At 59.1% G+C, this 19802-nt stretch carries 17 protein-coding genes; 7 read left to right on the top strand and 10 right to left on the bottom strand.

The genetic code is table 11. The features are described from left to right. Window positions 1–9: 9 nt before the first annotated feature. The 9 genes from WBP53_RS12795 to dnaA form a co-directional block, all read right to left on the bottom strand. Window positions 10–417 (bottom strand): ExbD/TolR family protein, encoded by a 408-nt coding sequence (locus WBP53_RS12795; protein WP_423929513.1) that lies wholly within the window; start codon window positions 415–417, stop codon window positions 10–12. Between the two features lie 199 nt (window positions 418–616). Beyond that, a complete protein-coding gene (locus WBP53_RS12800; RefSeq protein ID WP_423929515.1) occupies window positions 617–1030 on the bottom strand; it encodes an ExbD/TolR family protein in 414 nt (137 codons plus the stop codon). 3 nt (window positions 1031–1033) lie between these two features. Then, window positions 1034–1795, bottom strand: coding sequence for a MotA/TolQ/ExbB proton channel family protein (locus tag WBP53_RS12805; protein ID WP_423929542.1), 762 nt, complete (start codon window positions 1793–1795; stop codon window positions 1034–1036). Window positions 1796–1863: 68 nt separating this feature from the next. Continuing rightward, on the bottom strand, window positions 1864–2520 hold the full coding sequence (locus tag WBP53_RS12810; protein WP_423929517.1) for an energy transducer TonB: 657 nt from the start codon (window positions 2518–2520) through the stop codon (window positions 1864–1866). A 198-nt stretch (window positions 2521–2718) separates the two neighbouring features. After that, complete coding sequence (locus WBP53_RS12815; protein ID WP_423929519.1) at window positions 2719–3984, bottom strand: tetratricopeptide repeat protein; 1266 nt, start codon at window positions 3982–3984, stop codon at window positions 2719–2721. A gap of 259 nt (window positions 3985–4243) precedes the next feature. Further along, a complete protein-coding gene (gene gyrB, locus WBP53_RS12820; RefSeq protein WP_423929521.1) occupies window positions 4244–6655 on the bottom strand; it encodes a DNA topoisomerase (ATP-hydrolyzing) subunit B in 2412 nt (803 codons plus the stop codon). Between the two features lie 75 nt (window positions 6656–6730). Continuing rightward, window positions 6731–7804, bottom strand: a complete 1074-nt coding sequence (gene recF, locus WBP53_RS12825) for a DNA replication/repair protein RecF (RefSeq protein WP_423929523.1) — start codon at window positions 7802–7804, stop codon at window positions 6731–6733. Window positions 7805–7883: 79 nt separating this feature from the next. Further along, window positions 7884–8984, bottom strand: a complete 1101-nt coding sequence (dnaN, locus tag WBP53_RS12830) for a DNA polymerase III subunit beta (RefSeq protein ID WP_423929525.1) — start codon at window positions 8982–8984, stop codon at window positions 7884–7886. Between the two features lie 207 nt (window positions 8985–9191). Beyond that, a complete protein-coding gene (gene dnaA, locus WBP53_RS12835; RefSeq protein ID WP_423929527.1) occupies window positions 9192–10514 on the bottom strand; it encodes a chromosomal replication initiator protein DnaA in 1323 nt (440 codons plus the stop codon). Window positions 10515–10724: 210 nt separating this feature from the next. Here dnaA and rpmH point away from each other — a divergent pair, with 210 nt between their 5' ends. The 7 genes from rpmH (at window position 10725) to WBP53_RS12870 (ending at window position 19303) form a co-directional block, all read left to right on the top strand. Beyond that, window positions 10725–10865, top strand: a complete 141-nt coding sequence (rpmH, locus tag WBP53_RS12840) for a 50S ribosomal protein L34 (RefSeq protein ID WP_092408490.1) — start codon at window positions 10725–10727, stop codon at window positions 10863–10865. 19 nt (window positions 10866–10884) lie between these two features. Next, window positions 10885–11265 carry a ribonuclease P protein component gene (rnpA, locus tag WBP53_RS12845; RefSeq protein WP_423929530.1) on the top strand — a complete coding sequence of 127 codons (381 nt, stop codon included), beginning with the start codon at window positions 10885–10887 and terminating at the stop codon, window positions 11263–11265. Window positions 11266–11374: 109 nt separating this feature from the next. After that, window positions 11375–13093, top strand: a complete 1719-nt coding sequence (gene yidC / locus WBP53_RS12850) for a membrane protein insertase YidC (RefSeq protein WP_423929531.1) — start codon at window positions 11375–11377, stop codon at window positions 13091–13093. 50 nt (window positions 13094–13143) lie between these two features. Beyond that, window positions 13144–13299 (top strand): hypothetical protein, encoded by a 156-nt coding sequence (locus tag WBP53_RS12855; protein ID WP_423929533.1) that lies wholly within the window; start codon window positions 13144–13146, stop codon window positions 13297–13299. Then, complete coding sequence (mnmE, locus tag WBP53_RS12860; protein WP_423929535.1) at window positions 13296–14642, top strand: tRNA uridine-5-carboxymethylaminomethyl(34) synthesis GTPase MnmE; 1347 nt, start codon at window positions 13296–13298, stop codon at window positions 14640–14642. The genes WBP53_RS12855 and mnmE overlap by 4 nt, the downstream gene beginning before the upstream one ends. Before the next feature lie 397 nt (window positions 14643–15039). Further along, window positions 15040–17301 carry a S9 family peptidase gene (locus WBP53_RS12865; protein ID WP_423929537.1) on the top strand — a complete coding sequence of 754 codons (2262 nt, stop codon included), beginning with the start codon at window positions 15040–15042 and terminating at the stop codon, window positions 17299–17301. A 106-nt stretch (window positions 17302–17407) separates the two neighbouring features. After that, entirely contained in the window at window positions 17408–19303 is a 1896-nt protein-coding gene (locus WBP53_RS12870) for a DUF2207 domain-containing protein (protein WP_423929538.1), read from the top strand. A 188-nt stretch (window positions 19304–19491) separates the two neighbouring features. Here the strand turns inward: WBP53_RS12870 and WBP53_RS12875 are convergent. Further along, window positions 19492–19802, bottom strand: a 311-nt coding sequence (locus WBP53_RS12875; protein WP_423929540.1) for a gamma-butyrobetaine hydroxylase-like domain-containing protein, incomplete at its 5' end; no start/stop codon positions are given.

The raw sequence follows: 19802 nt of genomic DNA on the forward strand, positions 1-19802 counted from the left end.
CTGATGGGGCTATTCGACGGGTGCGGCCATGACCCGGAGATTGGTGACTTCGCTGTTCTGCGCGATGGTCAGGACCTGGGCCAGGTTGTCATACGACGAATGAGCTTCCGGACGTATATCCAGTTGCAGGGGTGTGCCGGCAAGTACAGCGGCGCGAAGGCTCTGGCCAAGTGCGCGCCGATTGGTCGACTGGCCTTCAAGCGTGATGTCTCCGCTATCGCGTATTGCCACGGTGAGAACAAGCGGATCGACTCGAGGGGTACTGTCGCCACTGGCCAGGGGGAGAGTGAGTTTCCCGGTAACCATGGGCGCACTGATCAGGAATATGATCATCACGGTCAGGAGTATATCGATCAGCGGAGTGATGTTGATTTCGGCCATGGCCGGGCTGGTAGAACGCTTGCGGACATACAGCATGGTGCACCTCCGATGGCTAACCTGACGGGAATGGCCCATCACGCCCCTTTCATTCCCTGGCCAGCCTGTTCTGGAGTGGGCCAACAAACCGAGGCGTCAGCTGCAGCGTACTACTGGTTCAATCGTGTTGATAGCCAAACGAAAAAAGGCGCCGCTAGTGCGACGCCTTCGTTCTTGTTGCTTTGCCGAATGCAGTCAGCTATTGACCGGCCTGAGCCGTTATGAATCCTATCTTGACCATGCCGGCGCTCTTGGCGTTGGCCATGACCGTGGCAATCAGCTGGTACTGAGTGGTCTTCTCGGCTCGAATCTGCAACTCGGGCTGCGGGTTTTTCTGGGCCGCAACGCGAAGCTGGGCCGAAAGCATGGCTTCGGTAATCAGTTCGTCATTCCAGTACAGGTCACCGGTTTCCTTAACCGCAAGATCGATGGGCTCCGGCGGGTTGGTTTCCACCGTATTGGGATTTGCCTGTGGCAAATCGATACGGATCTTGTGGGTCATCAGCGGCGCCGTGATCATGAAGATGATCAGGAGAACCAACATCACGTCCACGAGGGGCGTAACGTTGATTTCCGCCATCGGACCACTGCCCGAATTGGATGAGAATGCCATGGCTTACTTCCTCGCGGCTGCGGGCGCCGGAGCAGCTGCACCACCCTCTACGCGTGAACCGATTGCGAAGAAGTCATGCAGGTCGTGTGCAAATTCGTCGAAGCGCGCGTAGATAAGGCGGTTGCTGCGAACGTAGAAGTTGTAGGCAAGCACGGCCGGGATTGCGACGAACAGACCGATGGCGGTCATGATCAGCGCCTCACCGACGGGGCCGGCTACGGCTTCCATCGAGGCAGAACCGGTCGACGCGATCTTGATCAGGGCGTGGTAAATGCCCCAGACCGTACCGAGCAGGCCGACGAATGGCGCAGTCGATCCGACCGTTGCAAGAACCGTCAGGCCGCCTTCAAGTCGCATGCTCTCGCGGGCTACACCCTGGCGAAGTGCGCGATCGATGAACTCTGATCGATTGAGTGCCTCGACCAGGCGGCTGCCTTCATGGCGCGTGTGGTGCTGCGCGGCGGTCGCTGCTTCCAGGGCGATCTTGGAGAACGGTTCCGACTTCGGCTGTTCTTCGAGGAAGCGGATCGCCTCCTGCGCCGAGGGTGTTTCCCAGAACGTATGGATCACTCGTTCCATGCGCGATCGGACCATCGTGTTTCGAATCAGGTTCGAAATGATGAAGTAGATCGACAATACCGACATGGTCACCAGGGTGATCAGGACTACCCACCCGACCGGATCCAAGGTGTGGATAAGATGATCAAAGCCCATCTGCGACATGGCTTGGGCATTGTTCCCGCCACCTGGAAGGGGTGGGGGCATGGCACCTGACTGATCCGCAGGCGAGGTCGACGAAGCATCTTGCTGCATGGCACTACCTTAGATGATTACTACTGGTTGAGGTTGAACTCGATGGGTACCAAAGCGTAACCGCGACTTGCGGAACCGCCTTTTTGGCCGGCATTGAAGACCCATGTCTTCACTGCCGCAATTGCTGCCTGGTCGAGTACTCGATATCCACTCGTACTTTCTACTGTGATCTCTTCCGGCTTGCCATCTAGGCCAACCAATACTTTCAGAACGACCTTGCCTTCCATGCGCTGACGTACCGCTTGCGGCGGATACTTTGGCGGTCGAAGCCTACGGTAACTGATATTTTCGCTCGGTGCGATATCCACGGGTGGCGCCGGTGGTGCTGGCGGTGCCGGGGGTGGCGCAGGAACGGCCATCGGCGAAGCTTCTTCGACGATCACGGGCGGCGGCGGCTCCGGTGGTGGAGTCGGCGGCGGCTTGATCTTTTCGATCACCTTCGGTGGCGGCTTCTTGGGCGGCTCCGGCGGGGGTGGTGGCGGCGGCGGCGGCGGCGGCGGCGGTTCGATGAACTCGACCGTCACCTTGCTGTCTATTTTCTTCTCGGCTTGCGCCGGCGGCGAAGCCGGAGTTGCAAGCAGAGCAAGCGCAAACACGTGCACGGTAAACGCGCCCGCGAGTGCTGCGACGCGTAGCCAGCTAAAGGTTTCTTTTTCGGGTTGGTAGACGTCAGCCATCGGTGTTGACCAAACAGTTGTTGTTGTTCTTACGTGCGATCCGTCGGATTCCCCGCGGACATGACTGATGCCAATCCCGCAAAGCAGAGCCCAGCACGTTACAACACCCGCGTGCTATCCGACAAGAGCCAAGCGTCGTTGTTGTTGGGCCAGAGGCCATCTCCTGGACATGTCCTGACGATAGCGCAGTCATGCGGCTCACTTGCGCTTCAACTTGACGCCGGTCTGCGTGGCCTTGATGCGCTGATCGGCCATGACCTTGGTGCTCGGAAATGTGGCTGCCTTGCGCCATGCGGTCATCGCGGCCGCATCGTTATTCGCATAGCTCTCGATGTCGCCAAGCAGGATGTAGGCCTCGCCTTCCTGACGCAGTCCGCCCTTCTTGATGGCGCGATCAAGCGCCACCTTGGCTTCGGCTCCACGTTCGGCGTAATACAGCATGAAGCCCAACTGGTAGTCGACATTACCGTCTTCCGATTGTGCGGAGGCGAGCGTGTAGGCTTCGATCGCACAAGGATCGTCTTCGGCCTGGCTGCAGACATCTCCAAGCAGCTTGTTGACGTCGTAGCTGGGCTTTACCACGCCCTTGGTGATCCCTTCCTTGAGCGTGCTCGCTGCTTCATTCGGCTTGTCGGCGTTGGCATACAGTTTGGCGAGCTGCACATAGTCTTCCGAGCTCGTGATCAGGCCCTGGTCCTTGGCCCTGCTGAGCAAGGCAATGGCTTCCGGATACTTGTCGTCGTTGACATAGATTGTAGCGAGCTGCTTGATCAGCCTGACGTCGTTGGGTGTTTTTGCGAGCTGCGCCTTGAGCACTTCAGCGGCTTCACCATACTGATCCAGCTCCGCCAGACTCGCCATCAGGATCTGATTCCAGCTTTCCTTGGGTTCATTGCTGCTGGCGATGGCCCGCTTCATGGTATCGGCGGCTTCCTGAAACTTGTCGAGCCGATAGTAGATATTTCCGAGCAGCGCGATTTGATCCGCGTCTTCTGCCCCGGTTGCAGCCTTGTAGGTGTCGAGTGTGGCCAGGGCCGCCTCGTATTGCTCGGATTGCACCTGCATCTGCGCGAGCTGATACATCAGGGCGAAGTGCGCGTCGTTCGGAAGGGCGTCCAGTTCGACGGCCTTGCTCGTCGCAGCCATGGCTTCGGCTTCCTTGTCCTGATCCCAGTAGATACGCCCCAGCAGTTGTTGAGCGAATGCTTCTGCATAGGAGCTCACTTTCTTGCCCCCGAGCACTTTCTCGATCTCCGGTATTGCCTTGGCATCCTCGCCATCGTTGACGTAGTCGGTGGCCTTGTTCAGCGCACTTTGCTCACGCGAGCTCATGTTGACCTTGGGATCCTTGCGCGTCGCGTTCGGGTACGCAGACTCCTTGTCCTTTGCGGCAAGGACCGCCGTGCTTGAAAACAGCAGCACGGTCGCGCAGAGCGCTATGTGTGCGAACCTGGCTAGCTTCATGATCTCTCCTCGACTGTTTGTTTCGGGGCGCTGATGACCCCCGCAACGAATCTTTCCGCTTGGTCCGAGCGTACCTCCGCTGGCACTGGCTGTACAGGCTTGAACTGGTAAATTTTCTTCAGTAGCTTGTTCGTGCAACGCTTCAACGCATCAGACCGACTTGCGGGGTTGACCAGCGCAAGTCGGCCTTGATTTCTTTGTTTACTTGTTTACGTGTGGTTATTGTTTCGCGCCAGTGAGCGTGGCTGGCCGGCCTCGTTCAGATATCGAGATTGCTGACCCGCAGCGCGTTCTGTTCGATGAACTCACGCCGCGGTTCGACCACGTCGCCCATCAAGGTGGAGAAAATCTCATCGGCAGCCACGGCGTCCTCGATGCTGACCTGAAGCAGGCGTCGGGTTTCCGGATTGACCGTGGTTTCCCACAATTGCTCCGGGTTCATTTCACCAAGTCCCTTGAAGCGCTGGATCGTGCGACCCCGTTTGGCCTCGTCCATCAACCAGGCTTGTGCTTCTGCCACGCCATCGGTCAGCAGCAATGACTTGCTGGCTCGACTGACACGTGCGCCCGGCTGGATCAGGCCGGAGATCTGGCGAGCCGCTTCTCCGATGGGTCGAAACTCCCCGCCAATGAAGAAGTTGGAGGGCAGGATCTGGGTCGTCTTGCTGCCGTGCTGCTCGCGATCAATAACCAGCGCCGCCGGATGTTCATCAGTGGCGGCCCGTATCGAGAACGCATAGCGCGGGCGGCCCGAGCCTGACCGATTCATCAATCCGGCAAGCTGCGACAGCCATGCACCGGTCTGCGTTTCGTCCTGCCAGGAGTCAGCCGGCGGTGGCGGTGCATTCATGAATGCCCTCAACAGGGCTCCATCATGACGTGCGCCCAAGCGATCGATCTGGTCCAGCGCCGTCTGGTAGTCGATCAGGAGCTTCTCGAGTCCGGCGCCGCTCAGGGCGGGCGCGTCCGGACTGTAGCTGAGTTCGGCATTGTCGACAGCGTTGGCGATCAGGTAGCTGTTCAGAGCCGCATCGTCCTTCAAATAGAGCTCTTGCTTGCCCTGCTTGAGTTTGTACAGCGGTGGCTGGCCAATATAGATGTGGCCGCGTTCGATCAGCTCCGGCATCTGCCTGTAAAAGAAGGTCAACAGCAGCGTCCGAATGTGCGATCCGTCGACATCGGCATCGGTCATGATGATGATGCGGTGATAGCGCAGCTTGTCGATGTTGTACTCATCCTTGCCGATGCCGGTGCCCAGCGCCGTGATCAGGGTGCCGATCTCGGCGGAACCGAGCATGCGGTCGAAGCGTGCACGCTCGACGTTGAGGATCTTGCCCTTCAGCGGAAGGATTGCCTGGGTCTTGCGATTGCGGCCCTGCTTGGCCGAGCCGCCAGCTGAATCACCCTCGACGATAAACAGTTCGCTCAGCGCCGGATCCTTCTCCTGGCAATCGGCCAGCTTGCCCGGCAGTCCGGCAATGTCGAGCGCACCCTTGCGCCGGGTCATTTCGCGGGCCTTGCGGGCCGCTTCGCGGGCTCGCGCCGCATCGACGACCTTGGCCGCGATGGCACGAGCCTCGTTCGGATTCTCGAGCAGAAATTCTTCCAGCTTCTGGTTGACGGCCTGCTCGACAATTCCCTTGATTTCGCTCGAGACAAGCTTGTCCTTGGTCTGCGAGGAGAATTTCGGGTCCGGCATCTTGACCGACAGCACCACGATCAGGCCTTCGCGCATGTCGTCACCCGAAAAGCCCACCTTGGCGGTCTTCTGGATGCCAGCCTTGTCGATATAGCTGGTCAGGGTGCGCGTCAGGCCGGCGCGCAGGCCAGCCAGATGGGTACCGCCATCCTTCTGGGGGATGTTGTTGGTGTAGGGAAAGCAGGTTTCCTGATAGGAATCAGTCCATTGCATCGCTGCTTCAACGGTGATCGCATCGTTTTGCAGCGAAAAATAGATGACATTCGGGTGCAGCGGGGTCTTCAGATGAGCCAGATGCTCGACGAACGAGCGGATGCCGCCGGCGTATTCGAAGACGTCAGCGCGCTCGGTGCGCTCGTCACTGAGCTCAATGCGCACGCCGGAGTTGAGGAAGGACAGTTCACGCAGCCGCTTGGCCAGCACGTCGTAGTGAAACTCGACGTCGGAGAAAATCTCCTTGCTTGGCAGGAAGCGCACCGTGGTGCCCAGTCGTGTCGATGGTCCGACCACCTTGAGCGGGTACTGCGGCTCGCCAAGACGGTATTCCTGGTGATGCTCGTGCCCTTCCCGATAGATCGTCAGCCAGAGATGCTCGGACAAGGCGTTGACCACCGAGACACCCACACCGTGCAATCCACCCGAAACCTTGTAGCTGTTGTCGTCGAACTTGCCGCCAGCGTGCAGCACCGTCATGACCACTTCAGCAGAAGAGCGGCCTTCCTCGTGCATCCCAACCGGGATTCCGCGGCCATTGTCGACGACGCTGACGGAGCCGTCAGCATGGATGGTCACGGAGACTTTGTTCGCGTGACCGGCCAGAGCTTCATCGATGGAGTTATCGACAACTTCAAACACCATATGATGCAGGCCGGAGCCGTCATCCGTGTCACCGATATACATGCCGGGGCGTTTGCGTACGGCTTCAAGGCCTTTCAGAACCTTGATCCTGCTTGAATCGTATTGCTCGCTCATGGGACTCCGCGGTGTTCAGCTGCGACCGCCACGCAGGTTGCGTAGCGCCGGTAGACAAGTCCTTGATTATAGCAGTCAGACGTCGATTCGACCTTGTTCCACGTGGAACACCGTGCAAGCGCCAGCCAGGGACTGCATCCCCGGCGGCAAGTCGGTTCCGGTCAGGAGAACCTGGGCACCACTGGCGTTGACCAAATCGATCACACGCAACTGATGGGCCTGGTCGAGTTCCGATCCCAGGTCATCAAGGCAAACAACCGGCCACTCGCCCTTCAAGTCGGCAAAAAGGCGCGCCTGAGCCAGCACCAGTGCCAGCGCGCACAGCTTCTCCTGCCCGCGGGAGAGATGCTCCCTTCTGGGGGCAGCCTCAAAACCGATCGACCAGTCTGCGCGATGCGGGCCCCTGCCCGTATGGCCCCGATCCCTGTCGCGCTGCCTCGACTCGCTCCAGGCGGTTGCCAGATCGAGCCCATCCTTCCAACCCCGATCAAATACCAGGGCGGGACATCCCAATTCTCCGAGAAACTCGGACAGCACTTCCTGCAGAATCGGCCGCAATCGATCGAAATACAGTTGGCGCATCCGGGTCAAGCTGCTCCCGGTATCTGCCATCTCGATTTCCCACGGCTTCAGGGAATCATCCGTTGCACCGCTTCTCAAGGCACTGTTGCGCTGACGAAGCGCCCTTTGATAACGCCTCCACTGCTCGAGAAATCCATGTTCCACGTGGAACACTCCCCAGTCGAGATAGCGCCGGCGCTCTTCTGCAGCGCCATTGATCAACTCATGCGAACCCGGCTCGAAGCACACCACCGCGCAACTCTCTACCAGGGAAGCGATGCCGCCCGCTTCACCATCCACTCGCGACTCGAGCTTGCCGCCCACCCGCGAAAGACCCAGGCGGCGTTCCTGGCCGCCCGCGCAGCGCAACCGTCCGAACACCGAAAATCCCGAACTGCCGATCGAACTCAGCGTATCCCGCGTACCCCGCCGGAATGATCGACCGTGCGAAAGCAGGAAGACGGCCTCAAGCACACTGGTCTTGCCAGCACCGTTGGGCCCGACAAACGCATTCCAGCCCGAAGACAGGCTCAAGACCGACTCTGAGACGGAACGCAAATCCTGGATGCGGAGTTCACTCAGGTACATCAGGAAACCATGCTCTGGAATGAAAAAACCCGCGCATCCATCGACACGCGGGTTCAGGGTGGACCAATACGGGAATGAATCAGAGCCGCAACGGCATGACCACATGCCGGGTGTCATCCGAATCGACCTTGCGAAGCAGGCAGCTCGATTGGGCATCACGCAGGCTCAGGATGATTTCCTCACCACTCAAGGCAGCCAGCGCATCCATCAGATAATTGACGTTGAAACCAACACTGAGATCGGAAACACTGGTTTGCACCTCGAGCTCTTCAACAGCCTCTTCCTGCTCCGGATTGTGAGCGACGATGCGCATCTTGTTCGGACTGACTTCAAGCTTGACCCCGCGGTACTTCTCATTGGAAAGAATCGCGGCACGCTGAAGGGCGAAACGAAGTTCTTCACGACCGACCCGCACATCCTTGTCAGCACCAATCGGGATCACCGCTTCATAGTCGGGGAATCGCCCGTCGATCAGCTTCGAAGTGAAAGTCACACCACCCCGCCGCAGACGCATGTGGTTCTTGCCCAACTCCAGCTCGACATCTCCGTCGCCGGATTCGAACAAACCCTGAAGCTCGAGAACGCCCTTGCGTGGAATGATGATCTGGCGCCGCGCCGAAATCTTGGAATCAAGCTTCGTCTCAGCCAGAGCCAGACGATGCCCGTCCGTCGCGACACAGCGCAGGGACTCGTCACGAACATCGAGAAGCAACCCGTTCAGGTAATAACGGACATCCTGATGAGCCATCGCAAACGCGGTTCGTCCGATCAGGTCCTTGAGCGTGGCCTCGGGCAAGGTGACCCGCTCGACGACCTCGATGTTGTCCACAACCGGAAACTCTGAAGCAGGCAATGTCGCCAGGGTAAACCGACTGCGACCTGCGCTTACCGAAACTCGCTCACCATTCTGCTCGACCTTGACCTTGGCGCCATCAGGCAGCGCTCGGCAAATATCGAACAACTTTCGGGCGGGGATTGTCACTTCACCTTCAACCAGATCATCGGCCGACGTGCGGGCAATCATCTCCACCTCGAGATCCGTGCCGGTGAACGAGACACCGTCCGCTCCGACGTTGACCAGCAGGTTCGACAACACGGGCAAGGTCTGCCGACGTTCAACAACACCAACGACCTGTTGCAGCGGTTTCAGCAAGGCTTCGCGAGGAAGAATGAAGCGCATGATTGGGTCCCTTCCTGTTACTGGCTTTGGGTTATTCAAGAATTGTAGTGGTAGCAGGCCGTGTGGATAAGCCTGATTTCAGCAATAAAACCTTATATATCAATCTTTTACAACGGAATGTCGCCGTGGAGAAGCGGCTTCGCCCCATGTGCATGATCTGTGGATAATTCTAACCTGATCAGCTGTCCACCGCTTATCCACAAGCCATCAACCGGTTAACGTACGCACCAGCTTGTCCCAGTCCTGATTGAGCTTTCCGTCGGTCTCGCGCAAATTCTTGATCGTGCGACACGCATGCAGCACCGTCGTATGGTCACGGCCACCAAAAGCATCGCCAATTTCCGGAAGGCTGTGTTCGGTCAGTTCCTTGGCCAATGCCATGGCCATCTGTCGCGGCCTGGCTACCGAGCGGCTACGGCGCTTGGACAGCAGGTCAGCCATGCGCAACTGGAAATACTCGGCGACCACCTTCTGGATATTGCTGATCGAGATGGCTTGGGCGTGCACGGTGAGCAGATCACGCAGCGTTTCCTGCGCAAACGCCACATCGACCTTCCTGCCGCCGAAATTGGATCGTGCAATCAGCGTATTCAGCGCCCCTTCGAGATCACGCACGTTCGAGCGCATCCGCTTGGCAATAAGGAAGGCGACATCTTCCGGAAGGTCGACGCCCTTGCTCGCTGCCTTGCTCAGCAGGATCGCCGCACGCGTTTCGAAATCTGGTGGTTCGATGGCGACCGAGAGGCCCCAGCCCAGGCGCGACTTCAGGCGCGGCTCGAGGTTCTCGACTTCCTTGGGAAAACGGTCACAGGTCAGGATGATCTGTTGCTTGCCATCGAACAAGGCGTTGAAGGTATGGAAAAACTCTTCCTGAGTCGTGTTCTTGCCCGCGAAAAACTGGATGTCGTCGATCAGAAGAGCATCCACGCTACGAAATTTGCGTTTGAACTCGTCCATGTTCTTGGTGCGTAGCGCGTCGATCATGCTGCCTACGAATTGCTCGGACCGCAGGTAAAGAACCTTGCAGGAGGCGTTGTTCTGACGCATCAGGTTACCGGCGGCATGCATAAGGTGGGTCTTGCCCAACCCGGTTCCCCCGTACAGCAGCAATGGATTGAAAGCGCGCCCGGGGTTGGTCGCCACCTGGATGGCGGCAGCCTTGCCAAGCTCGTTGGTCTTGCCCTCAACAAAGGTCTCGAAGGTGTAGTTCGGATCCAGGTTGTGGGCCGCCGCAGGCTGCGCCGCCGCCTTGGGCTGACCGCCGGATCGTTGTTCGGTGTTCTTGCGACCGCCCAGGGTGCCCACGGCCAGCACGATAGGGACCGGTGAACCATTCTGGTACTCGATCACAGCGCGGATCCGCGCGTAAAAGCGCTCGCGTACCATCTCAAGGGTGTAGTCATTCGGCGAAAGCAGCTTCAAACCCTGCTCGCTCTCACTGGCCTGAAGGGGTTTCAGGTATGTCTGCACATCTTCGGCGCCAAATTCCGTTTCCAGACGCTCGATGCAGCGCCGCCAAAGCTCGCTCATGATTCCTCGTTCTCTGCTGGATGCCGAACCCACGCGCAAAGGCATGGCCCGACGCGAACAGCGCAGTCTAACCCGGATGAATCGTGGGTACGTGGATGAAAGGGGTAACCCCGCGGATCACCGCGGCAGCCGGTTTACCCGCGCTGCTTGACGCCAGCGTCTTCTGGCCCCTATCATTCGCGCCCTTTTCTCCAAGCCTGGCGCCGCATCATGGCCACCAAACGAACCTACCAGCCGAGCAACCTCAAGCGCGCTCGCACCCATGGATTCCGTGCTCGCATGAAGACCCGTGGTGGTCGTGCCGTGATCAACGCACGCCGCGCCAAGGGCCGCAAGCGTCTCGCTGTCTGACAATCTGCTCGGCGGTGCCATGGGGCTGTACAGCCTCCCGCGCACCGCGCGACTGCTCAAGCCAGGCGACTTCGCCGCGCTGAAAGGCAAGTCCAGACGCATTAGCGTCCGCCACTTCCTAGCCGAGTTCTCCAGCACCGACCAACCGACCTGCCGCATGGGCCAGGCCGTGTCTCGTCGTGTCTCGAAGCGCGCGGTCGATCGTAACCGCATCAAGCGTCTTGTCCGCGAAAGCTATCGCCACGTACGTACCGGGCTACCCAGCGTGGATATCCTGCTGATCGCAAGGTCCAGTGCGGTGAAAACGCCAAATGCGGAGCTGCGCGACGACCTGACGCTGCTCTGGAATAAACTGCTGACATTGAAGGCTGCGGCTGGCACCGGCACAATGCGCGGCTGATTGCGTCGAGGCACCCGACACGTTTGTCACCTGTCTGGCCAGATTCGACCGCCACATTCCTTTTCATTCGCCGAAGTCAGGCGAGCTCGTCGAAGAACCCGAAGCCGCCATGAACAATCCCCGCACCTTTCTGCTGGTCGCCCTGTTTGCCCTGAGCTACCTGATCTATTCGCAGTGGCAGCTCGACTACAACCCGGAACTGGCCGTCTCCGTTGAAGAGGTCGCGCCGCAGGCGGCCAACGGGGACTCAAGCATTCCGACAGCGAGCAGCGCCGACATACCGCAAGCTGGCAGCGTGCCAGCGCCGATCAGGACCGATGTCCCTGGCGAAACCACTGAACCGGGCACCCAGATGCAGCCGGTCACGGTCACCACCGATCTGCTGCGCGTGCAGATCGACCCACGTGGCGGCAATGTCATCAGCGCAGACCTGCTGGCCTATCCCGAGCAACCCAATGAGCCGGAGCGCGTGCGTCTGTTCGACCATGATCCGTCGCGCTATTTCGTCGCCCAGAGTGGTCTGGTCAGTACCGACAGCCCTGCACCGAATCACCAGGCCCCGTTCGAAGTCGCCAGTCATGACTACGTGCTCGCAGACGGTCAGGACAGGGTCGAGGTACCGCTCACCTGGTCCGATCCGTCTGGCGTGCGCGTCAGCAAGGTCTTTGTCTTCGAGCGTGGCAGTTACGTCATCGAGCAGCGCCAGCAGGTAGACAACCAGAGCGTCACGAAGTGGACCGGCAATGCCTATCGGCAATTGCAGCGCGTCCCGTTGATTCTCGATAGTTCGGGCATCAAGGGTTATACGAATACATCGCGATACAGCTTCATGGGCGCCGCCTGGTACAGCCAGGAAGAAAAATTCCAGAAGCTTCCGTTCGATGATTTCAAGTCAGAGCCACTCAAGCGCACCGTCAGTGGTGGCTGGATTGCTCTCTTGCAGCACTACTTTTTCGCAGCCTGGATCCCGCCGGCCGAGGAAGCAGACCAATTCACCAGTGGCGAAGTCGAGGTTGGCGGACAGACCCGCTATCTCGTACGAAGCGCCTCGCCTGCGCTCGAAATCGCGCCGGGCAGCACGAATGCATTCACGGCGCGCTTGTACGTTGGCCCGAAACTGCAGAGCACCCTGGATGATCTCGCACCCGGCTTGGCCAAGACAGCCGACTACGGCATCTTCACCGTCATTTCCGAACCGCTGCATTGGCTGCTCGCGCAGTTCCACAAGCTGACCGGCAACTGGGGTTTCGCAATCATCCTGCTGGTTATCCTGATCAAGGCCGTGTTTTTCAAGCTCTCCGAAGCGCAATACCGATCCATGGCAAAGATGCGCAAGATGCAGCCGCGCGTCGCCGCCCTGAAGGAACGCTACGGTGATGACCGCGCCAAGATGAATCAGGCGATGCTGGAGCTTTACAAGAAAGAAAAAATAAACCCGTTGGGTGGCTGCCTTCCGATGCTGGTGCAGATTCCGGTCTTCCTCGGTCTGTACTGGGTACTTCTCGAAAGCGTCGAGTTGCGCCAGGCACCCTTCATTCTGTGGATTCACAATCTGACCGCTCCAGATCCGTACTACGTACTGCCCGTGCTCAACGCCGCAACGATGCTGGCCACCCAATGGCTGACACCGATGACCGGCATGGATCCGATGCAGGCGAAGATGATGAAGTTCATGCCGGTCATTTTCTCCGTGCTGTTCGCATTCTTCCCGGCCGGCCTGGTCTTGTACTGGACCGTTAACGGCGCGCTCGGCTTGCTCCAGCAATGGATCATCACCCGACGCATCGAAGCGGGTAGCAAGACCACGGTTCCCGCCACGACAAAATAGACGGAACTCCGGTTCGCCGCCGGAGTGCAGGACGCGAGTCCGGACTATCCATGAACGGTGCGTTTATTCACTTGGTCCATGAAGCCGCACGACGTTCGACGCACTCGGTGATTGCACCTGCAATCACCGCCATCGTGAAAGGCGGTGAAAAAATGGAGTCCTGCGCGATCATGGCGCGGATTCATGAACAGGCCGCGAAAGCATGAGCATCCAGGGTCGGACGATAGCCGCCATCGCCAGCGCAACAGGTGCTGGCGGCATCGGTGTGATCCGCCTGTCCGGATCCGACGCAGCAGACTTTGCAAGGATGTTCCTGGGTCGAGCACCAAGACCACGGCATGCCCATCCCTGTGTTGTCCGCGACGCCGCCGATGCAGTACTGGATCGCGGCTTGATGCTGTACTTTCCGGCACCGCATTCCTTTACGGGCGAAGATGTTCTCGAATTGCAGATGCATGGCAGTCCGGTCATGCTGCGAACACTGCTTGCGCGCATGCTTGAACTCGGTGCACATCCGGCACGACCCGGAGAATTCTCCGAACGCGCCTTTCTCAACGGAAAACTCGATCTCTCGCAAGCGGAAGCGATCGCGGATCTGATAGCGAGCAACTCTGAGGCCGCCGCGCGTGCAGCGACGCGCAGTCTTGAAGGCGAGTTCTCCACCCAGGTCGCTGCAATTACCGAAGCCGTCATACGCCTTCGCATCTGGATAGAGGCCGCCATCGACTTCCCGGAAGAAGAGATAGACTTCCTCGCAACGCCCAGTCTCATTTCGGACTTCGCTGACCTGCGAGCCACCATGGACAGGCTGTTGGCTGCAACCCGACGGGGTGTGCGCCTCGCCGAAGGTTTGCACGCCGTCATCATCGGACGTCCCAACGCCGGCAAATCCAGTCTGCTCAATGCACTGGCGGCCAGTGATCGCGCCATCGTCACCGAGATCGCGGGTACGACGCGCGACGTGTTGCGCGAGACGATCGATCTCGACGGCATCGGCCTGACACTTGTCGACACTGCGGGTCTGCGTGAATCAACCGACCCAGTCGAGCTTGAAGGCATCCGTCGTGCCAGAGCTGAACTCGACAAGGCGGACTTCGCCATTCTTGTCACGGACGACCTCAACGTTGATGCAGATCTACAACTGCTCACATCAGTGCCCGAAACTGTCGGACGCGTGGTTGTCCATAACAAGATCGATCTCGATAGCGCACAGCCCCGCCGCAACACCGAGGCCGGACTCGCCCATGTCTGGCTCTCCGCCCGCCAGGGTGAGGGACTCGACCTCCTGGTTGCAGAACTGAAAACGGCAGCTGGCCACAGTGAAACCAGCGAAGGTGCCTTCAGTGCCCGCGCACGCCACGTTGCTGCCCTGGAGACAGCCAGCGATCATCTCGACGCGGCCACGCATGCACTCGAACATCAGCGTGCCGGAGAACTGGCTGCCGAAGAACTGCGCCAGGTGCAGCATGAACTCGACACAATCACAGGCGAGTTCAACAACGAGGACCTTCTCGGTCGCATCTTTTCCGACTTCTGCATCGGCAAGTGAACGGGCGCAAGCAAAGCCTTTGCTCAGATCGCCACGCCTGATTCGACACGATCAACGGAATACCCCCGCAACCCTCCAGGCCGAGCTTGCGGCAACCACAGCGAAATCCGCGCCACACGTCTTCGTGTCGAAGAAACCATCAAGTGGTGATATCCACATTTAATCAACAAAGCCAGCGTGCATCTACACGCCGGAGCATTCGTCCGGCAAGCCGGATCCGTACCCCCCATTGCCCCACCTCGATGGGCACAAGTCCGCGACGTATCGGCCCGGAAACCCCGTCAAAAATGGCCGCGACATCATTCGATTCGAATGGTGAACAAAAAGCGAAATCGGTATGGCGGTATCAATCGGAGAGTTGCAGCGGGATAATCACTCGCTCAATTGGAGATCCACAATGCGAGTGTTGTTGTTTGCCATGATGCTTTTGCCCACCTGTTGCCTGGCTGAAACCCTGACCATCGAGAGCATCTTCTCGGGCGGTTCGCTGGACGGACCGGTTCCGCGCGAACTCGGGATTTCGCCGGACGGCCAGAGGGTGACGTTTCTGCGTCCGAAGACCGACGACCAGAACCGACTCGATCTCTGGGAGTACAACATCAAGGACAAGGCAACGCGCTTGCTGGTCGATGCCGACACTCTGGATTCCGGAAACGAGCTCAGCGATGCGGAAAAGGCGCGTCGCGAGCGCGCTCGCATGGGCAGCCTGAGCGGCATAGTCAGCTATTCATGGTCTCCCAACGGTCAGGCCCTGCTGTTCCCGCTTGGAGGAAAACTGTATCTGTATTCTCTGAACGCTCCGATCGCGGAAGCTGCCCGCGAACTGCCCACAGGTGGCGACTTCGTCGATCCGAAGGTTTCGCCCAAGGGAGGCTATGTCTCATTCGTGCGCGAACAGAATCTCTGGGTCATCGATCTTGCCAGCAACGATCTCAGGCAACTCACCGAGGATGGCGAAGCTACCGTGCACAATGGTGAGGCGGAATTCGTTGCACAGGAAGAAATGGGCCGTGGCGACGGCTACTGGTGGGCTCCGGACGATTCGATGATCGCCTTCGAGCGTTACGACGAATCAGGGGTCGACATAGTAAAGCGTACCGAAGTCTATGCAGATCGCACCGAGACCATCGAACAACGCTACCCGGCAACCGGCACACCCAATGTTGCAGTAAAGCTGGGGCTTGTCGCCGCAACGGGTGGCGAGACGCGCTGGCTCGACCTTGGTCTGGATCCCGATATCTACCTGGTCAGAGTCAACTGGTTGCCGGATGGCAAGAAGCTCAGCTTCCAGGTCCAGTCGAGAAACCAGAAGCGTCTCGAACTGCACATCGTCGACGCGCAGACACTGGAACAAGAAAACATACTTTCAGAAACCAGCGAAACGTGGATCAACCTCAACGACAGCTTGCGCTTTCTCGGGGATGGCAAACGCTTCATCTGGGCGAGCGAGCGCACCGGCTATCAACACCTCTATCTGTACGGAATCAGTGGCAACCTGATCAACGCGATCAGTGCAGGCGAATGGAACATTGACGAAGTGCTTGGTGTCGACGAGACGCTTGGCCGGGTCTACGTTGAATCCAATCGCAACTTTATTCCGGATACACAGATCTACGCACTCGAGCTGGATGGCAGCCAGGCCGATGAGCCGCGTCGCATCAGCAAGCGCAATGGAACGCACAAGGCGAAATTCTCCATTGACGCAGACTTCTATCTCGACACATTCAGCGATCCGAAGACGCCTCCGCGAGTCAGCGTGCGCAAGCCGGATGGCGAGTTCATCGCCTGGATCGAACAGAATCCGCTCGATGCAGATCATCCCTATGCAGCCTACGCAGGAAGCTTGATTGAACCCGAATTCGGGACGTTGACGGCAGACGACGGCCAGATTCTGCACTACCGACTGTTCAAGCCCGCCGGCTTTGATCCGAACAGGCGATATCCGGTCCTGAACTATTTCTATGGCGGCCCTGGCGTGCAAAAGGTCACGCGCGCATGGCCGGATCAGACCACACACTACCTGCAGTCCATGGCGCAACGGGGCTATGTGGTGTTCACGCTCGACAATCGAGGTACAGCCCGACGCGGGCGCGCGTTCTCCGATGTCATCCACCTCCAGCTGGGCAACGCCGAGGTACTGGACCAGTTGGTTGGCATCCACTGGTTGAAGCAGCAGCCCTGGGTCGACGGCGACCGCATCGGCACCTTCGGCTGGAGCTACGGCGGGTACATGACCACAATGTTGCTGGCCAAGGCATCCAGCGATATTGCCGCAGGTGTTGCTGTTGCGCCGGTCACGGACTGGACCCTGTATGACACGCACTACACCGAACGCTATCTTTCCACACCGCAAGACAATGCAGCCGGATATATCCGAAGCGCGCCGTTCGCGTGGCTGGATGGCTTGAGCGCACCCCTGCTCCTGATCCACGGCATGGCCGATGACAACGTGCTGTTCTCCAACTCCACCCAACTGATGTCGGAACTGCAGAAGCGCGGGGTACAGTTTGACTTGATGACCTATCCGGGCGGCAAGCACGGTCTTTCCTCCAATGCGATGAAACAGCACGTGTTCAATCTCATTACCAACTGGCTTGACCAGCAGCTTGATCCGGAAAAGATCGTTGCAAGTTCGGCACTGCCCGCGGCGCGCAACTGAATCCTCCCGGTGGCATGAATTTTACCCACCCTATGGATTCTGGCCCCTGGGCCCACGCTTGAACGTGGGGAGTCCATAGAGGTTCTTGGTCAAACGGGAGTCCATGATGATTCGAGCGGCTTTGGGGTTGCTTGTCGTGCTTGTCAGCCTGGGGGCGCGCGCTGACGAGCGCATTCTCGAGTTCCACAGCGAAATCGAAATTGCCCACGATGCGTCGATGCACGTCACCGAAACGATTCGGGTACGCGCCGAAGGCAATCGCATCCGACGGGGCATCTATCGCGACTTCCCGACGCGCTACCAGGATGCCAGCGGCAACCGCGTCCACATCGTGTTCGAGCCACTCGGTGTCACCCGAGATGGCCAACCCGAGCCCTGGCATGCAGAAGCACTGTCGAACGGCGTACGAGTCTATTTTGGCGATGCCGACGTCCGTCTTGGCAGCGGGGAATTCACCTACGCATTCACCTACAAGACCGCACGCCAACTAGGCTATTTCGAAAATCACGACGAGCTGTACTGGAACGTGACCGGCCTCGATTGGGAGTTCGTGATCGACAAGGCAAGTGCAAGCATCAGCCTGCCCGAGCCTGTTGATCGTGACCGCATCAGCATCGAGGGCTACACCGGGCCGAAAGATTCCAGGGCACAGGACTACATGACCAGGGTCGATGTACAGGGCCGTTCGCTTATAGAGACGACGCAGCCCTTGCAGCCACAGAATGGATTGACGGTGGTCGTCGGATTTCCGAAAGGCATTGTTGCCGTTCCGGACCTTGAGGAAAAATTGGCCTGGTTCGCTGCCGACAATCGTCGTGAAGCGGTGCTCGCCCTGGGCTTGCTGGTGCTGACCGGATTCCTGAGCCTGCAATGGTGGCGAGTCGGCCGTGATCCCCGGGGTGGCGTCGTCATCCCCGAATACGATCCGCCGGCCAGACTCTCACCCTCTGCGATGCGCTACATCCGCAACATGGGCTATGACGACCGCTGCTTCGCCGCCGACATCGTCCAGCTTGGCGTGCTGGGTGCTGTCAGGATCAGCAAGGACAAGTATTCGAAGTACGTGGTGGAACGCAGTGCAGCAGGCGCAAGCGGCGCGCAGCTCTCGGATTCGACAAAGGTGCTTTACGACGGGTTGCTCGCCGATCGAACATCGATCGAATTCAAGCAGGAAAACCACGACATCGTCGGACCTGCCCGCAGGGCACATGAAAGCCAGCTCAAGGAGATGCATGCCAAGCCGAACTTCCGCCGCAACGACGGCATCGGTTGCCTCGGTGGCCTGATCAGCATTGCTACTGTCGTGGCGGCGTTCATGATCGACAACCTCAAGGCAAGCCCACTGACGATCGTCGCCACGGTGTGCACGTTCGTCGTGGCTTCGATTCTTGCCAACGTGCTTCATGGCTGGATCAAGTCGCACAACGATGGGCAAAAATTCAGCGGCCTGAGCGTAGTCGGCCTGTTGTTCGCGCTGGCGATCACGCTGGGGGCGATCTGGTTTCTCTCCAGCCAGACCAGCGTGCTGTTCGCGCTGCTGATCGCCCTGATCTCGGCGGTGCAAGTACCGTTCGCCTACTGGATGCGCGCGCCCACCCCGGCAGGGCGCAAGTTGCTCGACCGCATTGAAGGCTTGCGCCTCTACCTCGGAGTGGCCGAACGCGATGATCTAGCGCGCGCCAAGGCGCCACCGATGAATGCCGACGAGTACCAGCGCCTTCTGCCGTACGCGCTCGCGCTCGATGTTGAAAAGACCTGGGGTGACCAGCTGGCAACCGCGATCGGCCCCGCCGCATTTGCCACTGCAGCAGCCGGCATGGCCTGGTACGCGTCCAACGATGCAGCACGTGGTTTCGACGCAGGCAGCTTCGGCAGTTCGCTGGGTTCGTCGTTGAGCAGCGCAGTCAGCTCTTCATCAACCGCACCGGGTTCGTCATCTGGCAGCGGTGGTGGAGGTTCGTCGGGTGGTGGAGGCGGTGGAGGAGGAGGCGGCGGCTGGTAGCTCAGGGGGAATGGAGAATGGGGAATGGGGAAAGGGAAAGGGAAAAGCGTGGTCTCGGGATGTGCAACTGGTCTCTCGAGCCATTCTCAGCTCTCCATTGACTCGCCGCTTCCTGCGGCTCGCCCTTGGGGCCAGCTTCGCTGTTCATTTTGACATCCTGTCTTCACAGTCCCATTCCCTGCCTTCGCCTATCCAGCCCGCCCCTTCCCGGCGGCGTCGAGCGCAGCGAGGTATTCAGCCCAGTTTTTTGCGTGATCCTGACCCAATGTGTACAAGGTATCCCAGGCGAAGATGCCAGTCTGGTGCCCGTCACTGAACTTGAGCAGCACGGCGTAGTTGCCGACCGGTGCAATCTCGTCGATGTTGACGTCGATCTTTCCAGCTACCAGCACCTTCTGACCAGGCCCATGCCCCTGGACCTCCGCACTTGGCGAATTTACGCGCAGGTATTCGGCTGGCAGTCGGAACACCACCCCGTCGTCGAATCCCACTTCAAGAT

Origin of the sequence: Dokdonella sp. (genome assembly GCF_049593775.1) — a bacterium.
In the GTDB taxonomy this organism is placed as follows: domain Bacteria; phylum Pseudomonadota; class Gammaproteobacteria; order Xanthomonadales; family Rhodanobacteraceae; genus Dokdonella.

What these genes read in the sequence shown, in the direction of transcription:
- WBP53_RS12810 (WP_423929517.1), bottom strand. Translation starts at nt 2,520, where the DNA reads ATGGCTGACGTCTACCAACCCGAAAAAGAAACCTTTAGCTGGCTACGC.
- yidC (WP_423929531.1), top strand. Translation starts at nt 11,375, where the DNA reads ATGAACAATCCCCGCACCTTTCTGCTGGTCGCCCTGTTTGCCCTGAGC.
- WBP53_RS12870 (WP_423929538.1), top strand. Translation starts at nt 17,408, where the DNA reads ATGATTCGAGCGGCTTTGGGGTTGCTTGTCGTGCTTGTCAGCCTGGGG.
- gyrB (WP_423929521.1), bottom strand. Translation starts at nt 6,655, where the DNA reads ATGAGCGAGCAATACGATTCAAGCAGGATCAAGGTTCTGAAAGGCCTT.
- WBP53_RS12800 (WP_423929515.1), bottom strand. Translation starts at nt 1,030, where the DNA reads ATGGCATTCTCATCCAATTCGGGCAGTGGTCCGATGGCGGAAATCAAC.
- rpmH (WP_092408490.1), top strand. Translation starts at nt 10,725, where the DNA reads ATGGCCACCAAACGAACCTACCAGCCGAGCAACCTCAAGCGCGCTCGC.
- dnaA (WP_423929527.1), bottom strand. Translation starts at nt 10,514, where the DNA reads ATGAGCGAGCTTTGGCGGCGCTGCATCGAGCGTCTGGAAACGGAATTT.
- dnaN (WP_423929525.1), bottom strand. Translation starts at nt 8,984, where the DNA reads ATGCGCTTCATTCTTCCTCGCGAAGCCTTGCTGAAACCGCTGCAACAG.
- mnmE (WP_423929535.1), top strand. Translation starts at nt 13,296, where the DNA reads ATGAGCATCCAGGGTCGGACGATAGCCGCCATCGCCAGCGCAACAGGT.
- WBP53_RS12815 (WP_423929519.1), bottom strand. Translation starts at nt 3,984, where the DNA reads ATGAAGCTAGCCAGGTTCGCACACATAGCGCTCTGCGCGACCGTGCTG.
- recF (WP_423929523.1), bottom strand. Translation starts at nt 7,804, where the DNA reads ATGTACCTGAGTGAACTCCGCATCCAGGATTTGCGTTCCGTCTCAGAG.
- rnpA (WP_423929530.1), top strand. Translation starts at nt 10,885, where the DNA reads ATGGGGCTGTACAGCCTCCCGCGCACCGCGCGACTGCTCAAGCCAGGC.
- WBP53_RS12795 (WP_423929513.1), bottom strand. Translation starts at nt 417, where the DNA reads ATGCTGTATGTCCGCAAGCGTTCTACCAGCCCGGCCATGGCCGAAATC.
- WBP53_RS12855 (WP_423929533.1), top strand. Translation starts at nt 13,144, where the DNA reads ATGAACGGTGCGTTTATTCACTTGGTCCATGAAGCCGCACGACGTTCG.
- WBP53_RS12865 (WP_423929537.1), top strand. Translation starts at nt 15,040, where the DNA reads ATGCGAGTGTTGTTGTTTGCCATGATGCTTTTGCCCACCTGTTGCCTG.
- WBP53_RS12805 (WP_423929542.1), bottom strand. Translation starts at nt 1,795, where the DNA reads ATGCCCCCACCCCTTCCAGGTGGCGGGAACAATGCCCAAGCCATGTCG.